The sequence below is a fragment of the Paenarthrobacter sp. NPDC056912 genome (genome assembly GCF_042786555.1).
Classification (GTDB): domain Bacteria; phylum Actinomycetota; class Actinomycetes; order Actinomycetales; family Micrococcaceae; genus Arthrobacter.
Genome location: NZ_JBHUCD010000003.1, coordinates 45246 through 59340, shown reverse-complemented (window position 1 = coordinate 59340; position 14095 = coordinate 45246). Strand labels below are relative to the sequence as shown.

13 protein-coding genes are annotated in these 14095 nt (G+C 62.1%); 4 read left to right on the top strand and 9 right to left on the bottom strand.

The features are described from left to right. The first annotated feature begins 7 nt into the window (after positions 1–7). From ACFRJ9_RS04290 to ACFRJ9_RS04275, 4 genes are all read left to right on the top strand, one after another. Positions 8–862, top strand: a complete 855-nt coding sequence (locus ACFRJ9_RS04290; RefSeq protein WP_377664795.1) for a methyltransferase domain-containing protein — start codon at positions 8–10, stop codon at positions 860–862. Positions 863–964: 102 nt separating this feature from the next. Continuing rightward, positions 965–1426, top strand: a complete 462-nt coding sequence (locus ACFRJ9_RS04285) for an NfeD family protein (protein WP_377665226.1) — start codon at positions 965–967, stop codon at positions 1424–1426. Between the two features lie 93 nt (positions 1427–1519). Next, complete coding sequence (locus ACFRJ9_RS04280) at positions 1520–2500, top strand: SPFH domain-containing protein (RefSeq protein ID WP_377664793.1); 981 nt, start codon at positions 1520–1522, stop codon at positions 2498–2500. Positions 2501–2755: 255 nt separating this feature from the next. Next, complete coding sequence (locus ACFRJ9_RS04275; protein WP_011774875.1) at positions 2756–3103, top strand: RNA polymerase-binding protein RbpA; 348 nt, start codon at positions 2756–2758, stop codon at positions 3101–3103. Between the two features lie 74 nt (positions 3104–3177). Here the strand turns inward: ACFRJ9_RS04275 and ACFRJ9_RS04270 are convergent, their stop codons facing one another. From ACFRJ9_RS04270 to ACFRJ9_RS04230, 9 genes are all read right to left on the bottom strand, one after another. Further along, the gene (locus ACFRJ9_RS04270) at positions 3178–3921 is read right to left on the bottom strand and encodes a polyprenol monophosphomannose synthase (protein ID WP_377664791.1); all 744 of its coding nucleotides are present in this window, start codon (positions 3919–3921) and stop codon (positions 3178–3180) included. A gap of 413 nt (positions 3922–4334) precedes the next feature. Then, positions 4335–5993, bottom strand: a complete 1659-nt coding sequence (locus tag ACFRJ9_RS04265) for an amidohydrolase (RefSeq protein ID WP_377664789.1) — start codon at positions 5991–5993, stop codon at positions 4335–4337. A 52-nt stretch (positions 5994–6045) separates the two neighbouring features. Next, complete coding sequence (locus ACFRJ9_RS04260) at positions 6046–9021, bottom strand: DEAD/DEAH box helicase (RefSeq protein WP_377664787.1); 2976 nt, start codon at positions 9019–9021, stop codon at positions 6046–6048. A gap of 24 nt (positions 9022–9045) precedes the next feature. After that, entirely contained in the window at positions 9046–9882 is an 837-nt protein-coding gene (gene tatC / locus ACFRJ9_RS04255) for a twin-arginine translocase subunit TatC (RefSeq protein ID WP_377664785.1), read from the bottom strand. A 6-nt stretch (positions 9883–9888) separates the two neighbouring features. Next, positions 9889–10158: a Sec-independent protein translocase subunit TatA gene (tatA, locus tag ACFRJ9_RS04250; protein ID WP_377664783.1), complete on the bottom strand. Its 270-nt coding sequence runs from the start codon at positions 10156–10158 to the stop codon at positions 9889–9891. Positions 10159–10194: 36 nt separating this feature from the next. Further along, positions 10195–10545, bottom strand: coding sequence for a hypothetical protein (locus ACFRJ9_RS04245; RefSeq protein ID WP_377664781.1), 351 nt, complete (start codon positions 10543–10545; stop codon positions 10195–10197). 9 nt (positions 10546–10554) lie between these two features. Next, on the bottom strand, positions 10555–12573 hold the full coding sequence (locus ACFRJ9_RS04240) for a helix-turn-helix transcriptional regulator (protein ID WP_377664779.1): 2019 nt from the start codon (positions 12571–12573) through the stop codon (positions 10555–10557). Between the two features lie 96 nt (positions 12574–12669). Then, positions 12670–13065: an FKBP-type peptidyl-prolyl cis-trans isomerase gene (locus ACFRJ9_RS04235; RefSeq protein WP_377664777.1), complete on the bottom strand. Its 396-nt coding sequence runs from the start codon at positions 13063–13065 to the stop codon at positions 12670–12672. Between the two features lie 83 nt (positions 13066–13148). After that, complete coding sequence (locus ACFRJ9_RS04230; RefSeq protein ID WP_377664775.1) at positions 13149–14075, bottom strand: FKBP-type peptidyl-prolyl cis-trans isomerase; 927 nt, start codon at positions 14073–14075, stop codon at positions 13149–13151. Positions 14076–14095 lie beyond the last annotated feature (20 nt).

Below are 14095 nucleotides of genomic sequence, written 5' to 3'. Positions count from 1 at the left end.
TGAAGCCATGTTGTCCGACGCCGTCGCTGTCCTCCGCTGTCCTGTATGCCACACCGCGTTGTCCCTCAAGGAAGATCCTCGGCGTATTCTGGTGTGCGATGAAGGACATGTCTTTGATGCGGCCAGGCAGGGATACTTCAACCTGCTGACAGGTAAGGGCACTGCCTTCGAGGCTGATTCGGCCGAGATGGTGGCAGCACGACACCGCTTCCTCGCCGCCGGACACTACGACACCTTGTCAGCGGAAATCGCCCGGCTGGCCGCTGTCTCATTGCAGTCGCCCGGAGCGGTGGTGCTCGACGCCGGTACCGGCACGGGGCACTACCTGCGGGCGGTATTGGAAAAGTTCCCGGCGTCAGCTGTTGGATTGGACATTTCCAAGTTCGCCCTTCGAAGGGCTGCCCGGCTAAACCCGGAGGCCGCCAACATTGTCTGGGACATCTGGCGTCCACTGCCGATGGCAGAGAAGAGTGTGGACGCGGTGATGGTGGTGTTTGCTCCGCGAAACCCTGCTGAGTTCGCGCGTGTGCTTCGCCCTGGCGGAACCTTGATCGTGGTGACGCCACGGCCAGGCCACCTCGCGGAAATCGCTTCTCGGACGGGCATGCTCGCCATTGAAGAAGGCAAAGCCGAGCGCCTCGCTGACACCATGGGCAAGCACTTCGATTCGACCACCAGCGCGGAAATGGACTTTGCCCTGGAGCTGAGCGGACAAGAGGTGGCAGACCTCGCTTTCATGGGGCCGGCAGGTCATCACCTCAAGCCTGGGCAATTGGCCGGGGTTGCTGAGAACAGCGGGACCGTTGCCACCACTGCGAAGTTCCAGATCAGCGTGTTCAACGCCCCGCCCGCCACGTCCTGACGGCCTTGAAATCGCGTCCTGACGTGGGGCGGTGCGTCGGGCTAGGATGGAGGAACAGTGACTGTGATCCCGCTCGCGGGATCCGGGACCAAGGGGGAAACGATGTTTGAATGGCTCGGCGAGAACTGGTGGGCCCTCTGGCTCACGGTCTTCCTCGCGTTCGCAGTGGTGGAGATGCTCACTCTGGATCTCTTCTTCATCATGCTGGGCGGCGGTGCCCTGGCCGGACTGGTGGCCGACTTTGCCGGCGCCGATTTTTGGCTTCAAATCGTCATTTTCTGCGTGGTTTCCCTCCTGATGATCGCCTTCGTCCGGCCAGTTGCCCTGAAGCACCTGCACAAGGGACCCGAGGAACAGCGCTCCAACATAGACCGCCTGATAGGTCAGCCCGCTCTCGTCATCGAAGCCGTGAGCAGCACCAGCGGCCTGGTAAAAATCGGCGGCGACGTTTGGACCGCGCGAAGCACCGCGGGAGTCATCGACGCCGGTGCCACGGTCGAGGTCACCAAAATAGACGGCGCGACGGCGGTAGTTGCCTCGTCTGCCGACAACAGCCCGCACTAAGAAACACACCACAGGATTTCTGCGGTTGCCGGGTGGGCAGCCTGCCCGTGCAAGACCGCATCAAACCACGCAATTGGGGAACGAAGGAGATGTATGGACGGCTTAGGAGGAACAGCAGCAGCAATTGTGCTGATTGTTCTCGTCATTTTTGTCATCATCGTGCTGGTCCGCTCGGTAAGGATCATCCCGCAGGCACGTGCCGGCGTCGTTGAACGGCTCGGCAAGTACCAGCGCACGCTCAACCCGGGGCTTACCATCCTCATCCCGTTCGTAGACAGGCTCCTGCCGCTGCTCGACCTGCGCGAGCAGGTTGTGTCATTCCCGCCGCAACCGGTCATCACTGAAGACAACCTGGTGGTCTCCATCGACACCGTTGTGTACTTCCAGGTCACAGACCCCAGGGCTGCCACCTACGAAATTGCCAACTACATCCAGGCAGTGGAGCAGTTGACCACCACCACGCTTCGTAATGTGGTGGGTGGACTCAACCTCGAAGAGGCCCTGACCTCCCGTGACCAGATCAACGGCCAGCTGCGCGGCGTCCTCGACGAAGCGACTGGACGTTGGGGTATCCGCGTTTCCCGCGTGGAACTCAAGGCGATTGATCCGCCCCACTCCATCCAGGATTCCATGGAGAAGCAGATGCGAGCCGAACGCGATCGCCGTGCGGCGATCCTCACGGCTGAAGGTACCAAGCAATCGCAAATCCTGACAGCGGAAGGCCAGCGGCAGGCCGCCATCCTCGCCGCTGAAGGTGATGCCAAGGCTGCCATCCTTCGCGCTGACGGTGAAGCCCAAGCCATTCAGAAGGTCTTCGACGCCATCCACAAGGGCAACCCGGACCAGAAGCTCCTGGCCTACCAGTACTTGCAGACGCTTCCCAAGATCGCCGAGGGCAGCTCGAACAAACTGTGGATCATACCCAGCGAGATCGGTGAAGCGCTCAAGGGCATCGGCGGCGCCCTGGGAGGAAGCGATGGGGACTCCCCCGTCGCCGGGCTCTTCGCTGGCAAGGAGAATCCGAAGGTTTCGGATCCGGCCAGCCCAGCGGCGCACTCCAAGCCCGCCGAATAAGCAGCAAATCGAGCGCCAAGAGCGGTCAGCCACTGCGGCTGGCCGCTCTTGGCGTGCGGCCCTTTTGAGTACTGGACCCTGATCCGCGTATAATGGGATATTTGTCCGGCTGGTTCAGTGTGGATGGAACATAAAAGCTTGGCCAGGCGTTGCAATTAGTGATGCAAGGTGTGCAGAAGTAGTCCGCAAGGATCGTGAAAACGGCTTGCGGCTAGCGCGGAGTTTCTGCTCCGCGATCAGACAGAGGGAGTAATCATGAGCGATCGCAGCCTGCGGGGTATGCGTCTTGGCGCCCAAAGCATGGAAACCGAATCCGGCGTTGAACCGGCGCCGCGCCAGCGGGTCGAATACCGTTGCGAGGATGGCGAACAGGTTTTTGTCACCTTCTCCTCCGAAGCCGAGATCCCCCCTGTTTGGGTTTCCAAGACCGGTAAGGAAGCGCTGCTGGTTGATGGCGAGCGTCCAGTTGATGCGAACGAGAAAGCCGTCCGTACGCACTGGGACATGCTGCTGGAACGCCGCAGCCTTCCCGAGTTGGAGCAGATCCTTGAGGATCGTTTGAACATCCTGCGTGAGCGCCGTGGAGAGCGCCGCTCCGCATAGTTTCGAAGATCACACGCAGAAGGCCCGGCCCGGTTCCCGTGGGAACCGGACCGGGCCTTCGACGTTGACGAGGCTTACTTGGCTGTTGCGGGCGACTTGCGGGTGAGCTTGGCCCACCGGGCCGCGAGTCCCCATTTGGTGACGTTGATCATGGCTTCAACCACGATGTTGCCGCTCATCTTGGAGGCTCCGAGCTCGCGCTCCACGAACGTGATGGGGCGTTCCTCGATGCGGAGTCCGAGCTTGGCGACTCGCCAAGCGAGGTCCACCTGGAAGCCGTATCCAACCGACTCGACTTCATCGAGCTTGAGGGCCTCGAGGGTGCTGCGCCGGAATGCGCGGTACCCGCCGGTGACGTCCTTGATCTTCACGCCCAGCATGATGCGCGCATAGGTGCTGCCGATCCGCGAAATGGCCTGCCGGTAGAGCGGCCAGTTGACGACGCTGCCACCTGGCACCCATCGCGAACCCATGGCGAGATCAGCTCCGTCCTTGACTGCATCCAGGAGCAACGGCAACTGTTCCGGCTTGTGGGATCCGTCGGCGTCCATTTCCACCAGGATGTCGTATCCCGCGGCGAGGCCCCACTTGAAACCCGCGATGTAGGCGGCTCCGAGCCCTTCTTTGCCTTTTCGGTGCAACACGTGGACTTGGCTGTCCTTCGCTGCGATGTCGTCGGCAAGCCTTCCCGTGCCGTCAGGGCTGTTGTCGTCCACCACCAGAACATCGGACTCAGGCACCGCTGCGCGCAGCCGTCCCAGGGTCTTGGGGAGCGATTCGAGCTCGTTGTAGGTGGGAATGATCGTCAGGACACGCAAGAAGAGGCCTTTCCTTGATGGAGCGGTCAGTGAGCCGGAGCAGCCTGGCGGCTGGCGTTCTGGCGCAACTCTCCATTATAGGGCGAAGGCGGAGGCACCTTTCGCGGCTGTGGTGGCGGACACATGTGTTGGCGTACTGCGGGCAGGTCCATAGTCCCAGCACCAGTGGTGTCCGGTCATGAAGTCCCGAACCAACTGTTTTCCGGGTCGCCGTGGACCTGCCCGCTTCATTGCCACTACCAGGAACGTGTTCCGGCCGCAGCCAGACCATCAAGCCCCGGCAGTTGCGACTGCGTGATCATCCGTTGAGCCTCAATGCTACGGACTCAGTAAGGGGTGTCAACCGGCCCTTGACCTGCGGATCCATGCGTCGTCCCAGTTCAGGGGTCAGGGTGCCGGTGGAAAATAGTTGCCTACACGCGCAGTGATTCGTGGGCGAACAGTTCTTGTCCCTCTTTGACGGTCTGCAGGCAGCGGGGGTCCTCCCCTGTGTCAAGGGCCGGCAGCAGTGGTGTCCGGGCCCGGGGATCAGTGCTCCATGACTGGACCCGGCTGTCGGCCACCTGAACCATGAGCTCGTCCACTTCCCACACTGCAAAGCTGGCCGGGGCGCCGGGAACGAGCTGGCCCATCAGCGGATTCCGGTGTTTGCTCGCACGCCATCCTGCACGTGTGTGGCCCAGGAACGCCGCCCGCGCCGAGATTCGCTGACCGACGTTGCTGTGCTCCAAGCATGCCCGGACACTGGACCATGGGCGGAGCGGAGTGACGGGACTGTCACTGCCGAATGCGATAGGTACTCCACTGGCATAGAAAGCGGCAAGGGGATTCATCGCGTGGCTACGGTCGCCGAGCCTCTGCTCGTATAGACGTCCCGGACCACCCCAGGAGGCATCGAATCCAGGCTGTACGCTCACGGTGACGGAGTACTTCGCCAACCTGTCGATGGCTGACTGGTCAGCCATCTCGACGTGTTCAAGTCGGTGCCCTGCTGCGCGGACGCGCTGCTCCCCTACCTCTGCGGCTGCAGCGTCCAACGCATCCAGCACTGCACCTAGGCCGGCGTCGCCAATGACGTGGAAGCCGGCCTGCACGCCCAGCAGGGAGGTGGCCGCCAGATGCTTTGCGGCCTCATCCACGGAGAGGTACAAGCTGCCGCGTTGCCCGGGCGCGTCAGTGTAGTCGTCCAGCAAGGCTGCTGTCCGGGAACCAAGGGAACCGTCGATGTTGAGGTCCCCGGCCAAGCCCAGTACTCCGGCGCCCAAGCCGTCAAGGATGGCGCGGGCATGTTCTTCCGACGCTGCAAGCTCGCCCCAGTACGGGAGCACCTGCGGGCTTCCTGGTGCGTCGTTCCATGACATGGCCATGCGGAGATCGTCGGGACCGCAGATGTGGGGTGCCGACATCTCGGCCAATGCCACGTATCCGTTGGCTGCTGCCTCCTGCAAGGCCCGTTCCTGATAAACGCGCCTGTCGGCTTCCGGGAACTGCCTTGCCGCCAGCCGTGCAGCCGTATGTGCTGCGCGCACTACCCTCGCGGTGCCGGAGAATCCGTCCTTGCCGTCGAGACCTGCCGCTTCAACCAATGATGGGGAGACCAGCGCGGAATGAACGTCGATGCGCGAAAGGTACACCTGCCGGCCGCCCGCAGCGCGGTCTATCTCCGCAAGAGTTGGGAGGGCGGGATCGTGCCACGTCGTCTCATCCCAGCCGTGGCCAAGAATGGTGCCGGACCCGCCGATGTTGGCGACGGCATCCAGCAGTTCCCGAGCGGACTTTATCCCGCCGAGTTGCAGGCCGGCCAGGGCGAGGCCCGTCTCAGTGAGGTGAACATGCGAGTCCACGAAACCCGGCGCCAAGAGGGCACCGCGAAGGTCGATGATGTCCATGGATGAATCCGCGATGGAGCTTGCTGCCTGCTCTGAGCCCACCCACGCTACGGTATCGCCGTCAACCACCATGGCGGTCGCGAAGGGGTCCGCAGCTGTGTAGATCGAACCGTTGCGGTACATGGTGACCTTGCGGCGGTTGTCGTCCTGCTGTTGGCCGGCAGGCATGCCTGGCTGGTTCATGCGTTGTGCTCCTTGAGCGTTGAAACAGTCAATGACTCTAATCGGGCTGGTGTCAGCTCACCGTGGAGTACGCCACGACGCCACGGCGGACCAAATCAATGGAATCGCGGCAGATCCGCGCCAAGCGGGGGTCCAGCTGCGGGATCTTGGCCAGCTGGTCCAGGAGGTCCACCACTTGCTTGGCCCAGCGGACAAAGTCGCCGGCAGCGAGGTCGGTACCGTTGAGCACCTCCTGGAGATGGCGCCCCTTGGCCCACTTGAACATGGGCCACATGAGTCCAAGTTCCGGTTCGCCGGTCAAGGGCAACCGGTGATGTTCCTCCGTGTCCTCCAACTGGGACCATTCTCGGATCACGACGTCCACTGCGGACTCCAGGGACACTGATGGCATCTTGGGGCGCAGGCCGCGGTCCTCGCGCTTGGCTTGGTACACCAATGTGCTGGCAAAGGACGCGAGTTCGGCGGCGTCGAGGTCATTGATGGCGCCGCGGCGGACGGCCTGCGAAATGAGGAGGTCCTTTTCACCGTAGATCCGACGAAGCCTCTGCCCGTCGGTGCTGATGGTGACGTGGCCGGCGTCGTTCGTTTCCAGGTAACCGTACGCTGACAGGACGTCGCAGACACGGTCGAAGGTCTTGGCGATGGTATTGGTCCTGCCTTGGATCTGGCGGACCAGGCCGTCGGTCTCCTTACGCAGCTTCCACCAGCGCTCTGACCACCGCGCATGATCCTCCCGCTCGCTGCAGCCGTGACATGGATGGGATCGGAGCGCCCTGCGGAGGTCGGCGATCTTCTGTTCTTGGTCCGGCAGGCGTGCACCAAGCCCGAAGTCTTCATGCCTGCTGTTTCGCCGGCTCTGCGGTGCGTCCTCACTGATGGCGTGGCGCATCGAGGCGGCAAGGTCGCGGCGTGACTTAGGCACTTTCGCGTTGAATGCTTTGGGTATCCTGATCCTTGTCACCGGGGAAACAGGGCCATCGAGGTCGTGGACGCCAATGCGGCGAAGCTGGTTGTCTGACGTCAGCACCGACGGCCGGGGCTCCCGGGCATTGGGATCGACGTCGAGGACCACGGCGTGACCGGCCAAGCGGCCACCGTGAATACTGATGATGTCGCCAGGGATGAGCCGCGTCAGGGAATCGGCGACGCGGGTTTTCCGTGCGCGTTGGTGGTCCCTGGCCGCGAAGTTCTCGGCATCGGACAGTTCGCGCCGCAGTTTCGCATATTCGGTGAAGTCGCCAAGATGGCATTCCATCGATTTTGCATAACCGGCCAGCGACTCTTCGCGGCCGCGGACCTGACGCGCAAGGCCAACTACCGAGCGGTCCGCCTGGAACTGCGCGAAGGATGATTCCAGGATTTCACGAGCCCGAACCCGGCCAAACTGGGCAATGAGATTGATGCTCATGTTGTAGGTCGGCCTGAAGCTGGAATTCAGCGGATAGGTGCGCCTCGAAGCCAAGCCGGCCACCGCGGCCGGATCCGTGCCCGGTTGCCACAGAACAACAGCATGGCCTTCGACGTCGATTCCTCGGCGTCCGGCCCGTCCGGTGAGCTGCGTGTACTCCCCCGCCGTGATGTTGACGTGGGCTTCACCGTTAAATTTCTCGAGTTTTTCCAGGACCACGCAGCGTGCCGGCATGTTGACGCCGAGAGCCAATGTCTCGGTGGCGAAGACGGCCTTGACCAAGCCATCGGCAAACAGCTTTTCCACCACTTCCTTGAAGGTGGGAAGCATGCCGGCATGATGGGCGGCAAAACCCCTGAGAAGCCCGTCGCGCCAACTCCAGAACCCCAGGACATCGAGGTCGTCAGCGGGAATCTCGTGGCTGGCCTCATCAACCCGCTGGGCAATGATTTGCTGTTCCCGCTCCGTTGTCAGCCACAGGCCGGAGGCTGCACACTGCGCTACCGCTGCGTCACAGCCTGCACGCGAGAAGATAAACGTGATGGCCGGCAGGAGGTCCTGGCGCCTGAGGCTTTCGATGACCTGCGGCCGGCTGGCCTTCCTGACAGGGCTGCGTTGCTCGGACTGCTGCCGCTCATCACGGTAGCGGTCCTGACGCCGGCGACTTCGTCCGCCGTGGCCGAAGCGTCCGCTGAGGTTCATGCGGCTTTCCGATCGGGCCATGGCAAGCAAGTCCGGATTCACTTCGAACTCGGGCCCGGCTACAACCTGCCGGACCTTTGCGGAGGAAGACCTTTTGGCTGAAACCTGGCGAGCCGAGGCTGCCGGTTCTTCAGGAACCTCCTCCGACTCAGAAAGGTCCGGCGCTTCGGAATCCAGCGCATCATCAACGGATCCGGGAGCGATCTCGTCAAAGGTTGTGTCGCCGGCGAAGAGGTCCACTATTTCCCGACCCACCATGACGTGCTGCCACAGCGGGACTGGACGGTGTTCGGAAACGATGACATCGGTATCGCCGCGAACGGTGTCCAGCCAGGCCCCGAACTCTTCAGCGTTGGAAACCGTGGCGCTCAGGGATGCCACTTGAACTTCGCTCGGCAAGTGGATAATGACTTCTTCCCAGACAGCGCCACGGAAACGGTCAGCCAGGTAATGGACCTCGTCCATGACCACAAAACCGAGGTCACCCAAGGTTTCCGAGTCGGCATACAGCATGTTCCGGAGTACTTCGGTGGTCATCACCACCACGGGGGCATCACCGTTGATGGTGGTGTCGCCCGTCAGCAAACCCACGTTTTCGGCACCGTACTTGGCCGAGAGCTCAGAGAATTTCTGGTTGCTTAGCGCCTTGATAGGGGTGGTGTAGAAAGCCTTGAGCCCGCGCTGCAGGGCCAGATAGATGGCAAATTCGCCAACTATCGTCTTTCCTGCTCCTGTAGGGGCTGCAACGAGAACGCCCCGGCCCTCCTGGAGGGACCGGCACGCCTCCCGTTGGAAATCGTCCAGTTCAAAGTCCAGGGAGAGGGCAAAAGCACCTAGGTAGGTCTTAGCCTCTGCTGCCCTGTGGGCTGCCGCCTGATAGCGGTCTGAAGGTGAAGGAGACCCGGAAAGGAAGGACATGCCTCAAGCCTAGTGGCCAGAGCTCTAGAGATTCTCCAGATCCGACGCCGACGTGGCGATATCAGCCGTGGCCTCGGTCTCAGCCGCACGCTTGATGGCCCGGCGTTCGCGGCGCCGGTCATTCCAGAGGCAGACGCCGATTGCTGCGAAGAACAGCAGGAGCATCGGTGCCGCCAGATAGAACATGCTCATGGCGTCAGCGCCGGGAGCGGCCATTGCAGCGAAAAGGCACACCAGGAAGATGGTAATGCGCCAACTCTTGACCAGTTGCTTTCCCTTGACAATCCCGGCCAGGTTGAGTCCCACCAGGACAACGGGAACCAGGAATGCGATGCCGAAGGCAAGCAGGAGCCTCAGTACGAAGGCCAGATAAATCTCGGCGCTGATGAAGTTTGACCCGCCAATGGGCGTGAAGTCCGTGAGGACCCGTACAGCGTTCGGCAGGACGAGCCACGCAAGCAGGACGCCACCGATGAACAAGGGCACTGCTGCCGCCACGAAGGAAAGCGCCAGCCGGCGTTCCTTCTTGTGGAGCCCGGGAACAATGAAGGCCCACAACTGGTAGATCCATACCGGGCTTGCAAGGATGACCCCGAGAAAGACGGAAACCTGCACCATGAGGTCGAACGAGCTGGCGACACCGTCAAAGTTAAGAGTGGCGGCACGCCCCTCTTTTTCGTTGAGGTCCTTGATCGGCTTGATCAAGGCCTCCAAGAGGGGCTGGTAGACAAGGAAGCCCACCACAGTTCCAAGGATGATGCCGATGGCAGCCTTGAAGAGCCGGTTCTTCAGCTCCTTGAGGTGGTCAAGCAGCGCCATCCGGGCTTCGGGGTTTGCCTTGCGCCCCTTCGTTTCTACCACTTCTTTTTAGACGCGGTTTGAGGGCGGAACGTCAGTCTCGCCGTTGTTCTTGGCCTTGACGTCCGGGTGATCCACGACCCTGCCTTCAACGGCGTCGGAAGGTTCCTGGGAGTCCTTCGTTTCCGAAGAACCGTCCTTCTTCATTTCCCGGACTTCAGACTTGAAAATGCGCATCGACTGCCCAATGCTGCGCGCCATTGACGGCAGCTTCGGTGCCGCGAAAAGCACCAGAGCGAGGACGATGATGATGATGAGATGCCAGCCTTCGAGCCTCATGTGTGGAGGTCCTTTCCTTTTGGATACATCCTACGTCTATCTGAATTCTATGTCGTGCAGGGATTGGGGCTGACCCCGCTCGGCTTTGCGCTGAACGCGCTTCTGGCGACGAACTTCCTGGCGGAAGGCTTTGGCCGTCAGGTAATCATGACGCATCTCTTCCGGGGAGGCAAAAATTGCGGACCCCGGTTCAGGCCGGGCTTCCGCCGTTTCAACATCGGAGGTTTCTGGGGGCGGCGAAATGTTGCTGAACCGTTTACCCGCTTCAGCCAAATCATGAACAGTTGCCATGAATTTTCTGAACAAGCGATATCCCAGGGTCACGTAAAGGAGCAGGGACAGGGCTACGAGCGCGATCCACAGGAGGACCCAAAACCACCAAGGCATCTGAGTAGTCTAGCCAGCCGTCGTGTCGGAAGGAGATTTGTACTGCGCCAGTGCCGCGTCGAGCCATGCGTCGGTTTCGTGGCGCAGTGTCTCCGGGTGCAAGATCCGAACCGAGCCGCCGTGCTGGGACACGAACATGGGCAGCCACCCGGCGTTGCCGAAACGCACCTCGGCGAGAAGCCCGCCGTCGTGCAGTTCCGCCGTGCGTTCGGCGTAGTAATCATCGGCCAGCCCGGCACCCTGGCGCGTCAGCTGCAGGACCACCAGGACGTCGTCGTCACTGGGGGTGAACAGGCGGGCCGGGAAGTCCTGTTCAGGCGTTGCCATACCCGAGGCCGGACGGCCATTGGGCTTCAAGGAGTCCACTCTGTCCAGCCGGAAATTCCGGATTCCTGCCTTGCTGTGGCAGTAGGCCTCGAAGTACCACGTGTTGTCCAGGGAATAAAGGCGTAAGGGGTCGACGTCGCGCTCTGTCACCTCGTCACGTTGCAACGACAGATACCTGAGCTGGAGCTGGTGGCCGTCCCGGATGGCTTGGGTGATGGCAGCGAAGGACTCTGATTGCTCCGGCGCCACCGACTGTCCCGAGACGGAGCCGGCCAGCCTGCCAGCCTGCCCTGCTGCACCAGTCAACTTGATCGTCACCGAATCGAGTGCGCTCCCGGGCTCATCCTCGGACATGCCCGCCAGCGCCGGCAGATCACCCAGCATTGCCAAACCAGTCAGCAACGCGGCGGCCTCGTCCTCGTTGAAGCGCACCGGACGGTTCAGGTCCAAGTGCTCGGAAATGTATACATGGTCGTTTTCCCACTGGATGTCCAGGAGGTCGTCCGGGTATCCCCCGGGAAGTCCTGAACAGATCAGGATTTTGAGGTCGTCTATGAGTTCTTTGCGGCTGATGCCGAAGCGACTGGCGACTTCCTGGACATGGAGCCCCTGGTGGTGGACCAGGAACGGGACGAGTTGCAGCATCCTCGCCAATTGATCCTCCGAGGTACGCTTCCGAGCGCGGGGCGCACGGCCGGCCTCCGGGAATTCCACCGGAATGGCGGCAGTAGCGGAAAAATCCGTGGCGCCCTGGAGTCGGCGGACGACGGCGGTGCGAAGTTCAGCAGGCTCGCGCACTTTGACATGGGGGCCATAGGACGCCAGCTCCTCGGCGAGCTGCTCCGGATCACGGAAGTCCACCACGACGTGGTCCCGGCCACTCCGGGAAGGGAGTTGCTCATGGGGCGCGGCCCGCTTGCGCAGGGCCAGCAACCGGCCGGCATCGACTTCCAGCGTGGCCCGCTGCAAGGGCAGCTCGTCCAGGGAATCGAGCTCCGCGCGGGCATCAAAGCCTGCGGGCGGTTCGAAGGAACTGCCGGGAACCACCGTGACTGCTGAGGTCATCCGGGAGAGGCGGAAGAGCCTCTTGGCTGCCCTCCCCCGGTCAAAGCCGACGAGGTACCACTGTCCGAAGCGGCTGCCCAAACCCCAGGGCTCCACCTCCCTGATTTCTTCGCGTCCGGTACTGACCGCAAGGTAGCCGAAGAGGACGGGATGCCGGCCATGCATGGCCGCTACGACGTCGTCGAAGGCCTGTCCTGCGGGCTTGATACGCGGCTGGACTCCCGCGGGGAGGTCGACGTCGGTGAATCCCCCCGCAGCCTGCAGTTTGCGAACTGCATTGGCGGCCGCCGTTCCCAGCGCGGCGCGCTCCCACAGCTGGGCAGCGAGCAGGAGAACGGTGCACTCGGCCGACGTCAAGCTGACTTCCGGGAGCCTGTTGGAATCTTTACCGATGCGATAGCGCGTTGACGCGGGGTCGTCGGCACCGAAACTGCGCGGATCCGTAAGCGTCTCGATCTCAAAGCCGAACTGCTTCAAATCCACCTTGTCGCGTTCGAACATGCGGCCGAACGCGACGTCATTGTCCGCGGTGTCGTGGTAGACCTTCTCGCGGAGGACAGCACGTGGGAGGCCGACTTTGGTGTTGAGCAAAGCCAGGAGGAGGTTCAGGAGACGTTCAGTGCGGGATGCGGACACGCTTGCTACGTTACTAAAGACCGGCCGGAAAGCAGCAAGGCGCGTCACCGTCCGGCAAAACCGGATAGTGACACGCCTTGCATTGAGGCTTGAGTCCTAGCGGACGGCTACGAGGTCCACCACGAAGATCAGGGCCTCGTTGGGCTTGATGGCTCCACCCGCTCCACGCGAGCCGTAGGCAAGCTCGGAGGGGATCTCCAGGCGGCGGCGTCCGCCGACCTTCATGCCGAGCAAGCCCTGGTCCCAGCCCTGGATGACCTGGCCAACGCCGACGCGGAAGTCCAGCGGAGCTCCACGGCCCCAGGAAGCGTCGAATTCTTCGCCGGTGGACCAGGCAACGCCCACATAGTGGGTGGATACGGTGTCGCCGGCCTTGGCCTCGGCGCCCGATCCTTCGATGAGGTCCGTGATCACGAGATCCGTGGGGACATCGCCTTCCGGGAAGTCGATTTCGGGCTTGGTACGGTCGAAGTCACGCTGACCAAAGGACATGGTTGCTCCTAAGTGTTGGGGACAAGGGTGTCAGGAACCAGCTTAAGCCAGTGCCTTGCTGTCTTGCAGAAATTGGTGATGACTTACTTGACGCCGAGAATGTCAACGACGAAAACGAGATCGCCCTTGGCTTCGCCTTGGCCGGCTGCGCCGTAGGCGAGATCCTGCGGAATCACCAAGAGGACGCGGGAGCCAACAGTTTTGCCTTCCAGGCCCTGGGTCCAGCCCTTGATGACGCCGGACAGTGCGAAGCTGGCCGTCTGGCCGCGGTCGAAGCTGGAATCGAACTTGGTTCCGCCTACAAGGTTGACGCCGACGTAGTTGACCGTGAGGGTGTCAGTTGCCTTCACAGCGGCACCCGATCCCTTGATCAGGTCCTGGGCGATGAGCTCCTTGGGAGCCGTGGCGCCTTCAACGGAGATCTGCGGGATGCCCTTGTCGTCATCCTTCACCGTGGGGAGTCCGGCCGGAGGGGTCACGGTCTCGCCTTCCGGCTTTTCCAGGACCGGGGCAGGGTCCTTGGCGGAAATCAACTTGAAGACGACCAACTGTGTGGAGGCAGGGGTGGAGCCGCTGGCGTTGCCCGGCGCGGCAAAAGCTACATGCGAGCCGATCTTGGCTCCGACGATGGCGTTGTAGATCACGGCGTTGCCGGTTTTCAGCTCATCGGTCAATTCGATGGGCTGCGGGCCGTTCGTGTAGGCATCCTCTACGGTCTTGCCGTCATTGCCGTCCACGGCCAGGTACACCAGCTCGGCGGTTTGACCGGCCTTCACGCGTGCACCGTCGCCCTCGCTGACCACCTTGACGGTGGGCTCGGTTACTGTGAGCGGCTTGGAGAATTCAAGGCCGGGTGCTTTGTCGTCGCCGTTGTCCGTCACCTTGACGGAGTCGAGCTTGGACACGTCTCCGGATGACTGGCTGGTGGGCTCGGCGGCCGGAGTGCTGCTTCCGCCGCACGCGGTAATAAGCAGCAGGGCAGGAAGAAGGATCGCTAGGAGTCGGCGCACAAAAAAGACACTTTCGTCGG

Bases quoted from the DNA above. Each gene is read 5' to 3' on its own strand.
- ACFRJ9_RS04290 (WP_377664795.1), top strand. From the start codon at position 8: ATGTTGTCCGACGCCGTCGCTGTCCTCCGCTGTCCTGTATGCCACACC.
- ACFRJ9_RS04285 (WP_377665226.1), top strand. From the start codon at position 965: ATGTTTGAATGGCTCGGCGAGAACTGGTGGGCCCTCTGGCTCACGGTC.
- ACFRJ9_RS04280 (WP_377664793.1), top strand. From the start codon at position 1,520: ATGGACGGCTTAGGAGGAACAGCAGCAGCAATTGTGCTGATTGTTCTC.
- ACFRJ9_RS04275 (WP_011774875.1), top strand. From the start codon at position 2,756: ATGAGCGATCGCAGCCTGCGGGGTATGCGTCTTGGCGCCCAAAGCATG.
- ACFRJ9_RS04265 (WP_377664789.1), bottom strand. From the start codon at position 5,993: ATGAACCAGCCAGGCATGCCTGCCGGCCAACAGCAGGACGACAACCGC.
- ACFRJ9_RS04260 (WP_377664787.1), bottom strand. From the start codon at position 9,021: ATGTCCTTCCTTTCCGGGTCTCCTTCACCTTCAGACCGCTATCAGGCG.
- tatA (WP_377664783.1), bottom strand. From the start codon at position 10,158: ATGAGGCTCGAAGGCTGGCATCTCATCATCATCATCGTCCTCGCTCTG.
- ACFRJ9_RS04245 (WP_377664781.1), bottom strand. From the start codon at position 10,545: ATGCCTTGGTGGTTTTGGGTCCTCCTGTGGATCGCGCTCGTAGCCCTG.
- ACFRJ9_RS04235 (WP_377664777.1), bottom strand. From the start codon at position 13,065: ATGTCCTTTGGTCAGCGTGACTTCGACCGTACCAAGCCCGAAATCGAC.